At 35.1% G+C, this 1,829-nt stretch carries 1 protein-coding gene; it reads left to right on the forward strand.

Going from position 1 to position 1,829, the window contains the following annotated elements; genetic code table 11:
* Positions 1-159: 159 nt before the first annotated feature.
* A complete protein-coding gene (locus F7888_RS22225) occupies positions 160-1,728 on the forward strand; it encodes an IS1182 family transposase (protein WP_191783576.1) in 1,569 nt (522 codons plus the stop codon).
* The last annotated feature ends 101 nt before the right edge of the window (positions 1,729-1,829 follow it).

The following is a 1,829-nucleotide window of genomic DNA, read 5'->3' on the forward strand; positions in this document are numbered from 1 at the left end:
AAAGAGGCTGGGACAAAACCCATCTCTGAAATGAAAAAGCCGGTGAAATTTTACGACAAGTAAAATTTCACCGGCTTTGATTATTTTTGAATAAAAAATAAGGACCACTTCTGATAAAATTAAGTTACCAGACAAAACCATATCGAAAGAAGGATCCTTATGTTTAAAAATTATAACATGAATCAAATCGTTTTGCCTTTAGAATTAGAAGTAAAATTACAAAATAATGATATTGCTTTTCACGTACATCATTTAGTGGAAAGTATTCCTCAAGAAGCATTTGAACCATTTCTCCGAAATGAGGGCTGTCCTGCCTATCATCCACGCATGATGCTTAAAATAATCTTATGCGCCTATACACAATCTGTATTTTCTGGACGTAAAATAGAAGCCCTTTTAAAAGATAGTATCCGCATGATGTGGTTGGCGCAAGGATACGAACCAAGCTACCGAACAATCAACCGATTCCGTGTTCAATCAGAAGTAAAAGATTTAATTCGCCAATGTTTCATCCAATTCCGTTGTCAATTAGTTGAAGAAAAACTAATTGATCAAGAAGCTATTTTTATCGATGGCACAAAGATTGAAGCGAACGCGAACAAGTTTACGTTCGTTTGGAAGAAATCGATTGAGAAGTATCATGAAAGTTTAATTGAAAAGTCAAACCAGCTATACAATGAACTACTTGAGAATGAAATCATTCCTGAAATAGAGCGTGAAAGCGATGAACAGTTATCAGTAGAAGAACTCGCTCAAATGGTTCAAAAAGTGGACGATATCGTAAGCGAATATGATAAGGAAATTGATGCCTCATCAGATGTGACAGAGCGAAAAATCTTACGAAGTGAACGGAAATATCCGAAACAAGTACGTAAACAGTTGATTGATTTTGTCTTACGAAAACAAAAATATCTACGCGACCTTGAAATTTTCGGCACACGTAATAGCTATTCTAAAACTGATTTTGATGCGACATTTATGAGAATGAAAGATGATTATATGCAAAATGGACAATTGAAAGCTGGTTACAATGTACAAATCGCAACGGAAGGTCAATATGCGCTTGCTTATAATTTATTTTCAAACCCAACAGATACACGAACTTTAATTCCTTTCTTGGATGAGATTGAGCAGCATTATTTCGAATTACCGAAACACATTGTCGCAGATGCAGGTTATGGAAGTGAACAGAATTATAATGATATCCTTTCTAATAGAAAACGGGAAGCACTGATTACGTATAACACGTACTTGAAAGAACAAAAGAAAAAATATAAGCAAAATGAATTCAATCCGGACAACTGGCAGTATAACGAAGACAATGATACTTACATTTGCCCAAATCAGCAACACGTTGTATTTAAATATCATTCAGTACGTACAGATAAAGCAGGTTTCACAAGAGAGTTTAAAATCTATGAAAGTGAAGACTGTTCAGGATGCCCATTTCGTTCGTTATGTACGAAAGCAAAAGAAGGTAATAATCGAAAGTTAATGGTAAATGAGAAGTGGGAACAACAAAAAGAATATGTGAGAGCGAAGCTTTCAGAAGAGAAAACGAGTGCCATCTATCGAAAAAGAAAAATCGATGTGGAACCAGTTTTTGGATTCTTGAAGGCTAATTTGCGTTTCACTCGATTTTCTGTCCGAGGAAAATCAAAGGTTGAAAATGAAATGGGCCTTGCGTTAATGGCAGTGAATTTAAGAAAATTCACTGCCATTAACTAAGGTAATAGTAGAATTTAAACGACAAAATAGAGAAAGGTGAATTTGAGCGTACTCAAATTCACCTTTCTCTTTATTTGAAGCTAGTTATGTCCCAGCCTCTT

It is taken from the genome of Litchfieldia stipae, assembly GCF_014837155.1.
In the GTDB taxonomy this organism is placed as follows: domain Bacteria; phylum Bacillota; class Bacilli; order Bacillales; family Bacillaceae_L; genus Litchfieldia.

Bases quoted from the DNA above. Each gene is read 5' to 3' on its own strand.
- F7888_RS22225 (WP_191783576.1), top strand. From the start codon at position 160: ATGTTTAAAAATTATAACATGAATCAAATCGTTTTGCCTTTAGAATTA.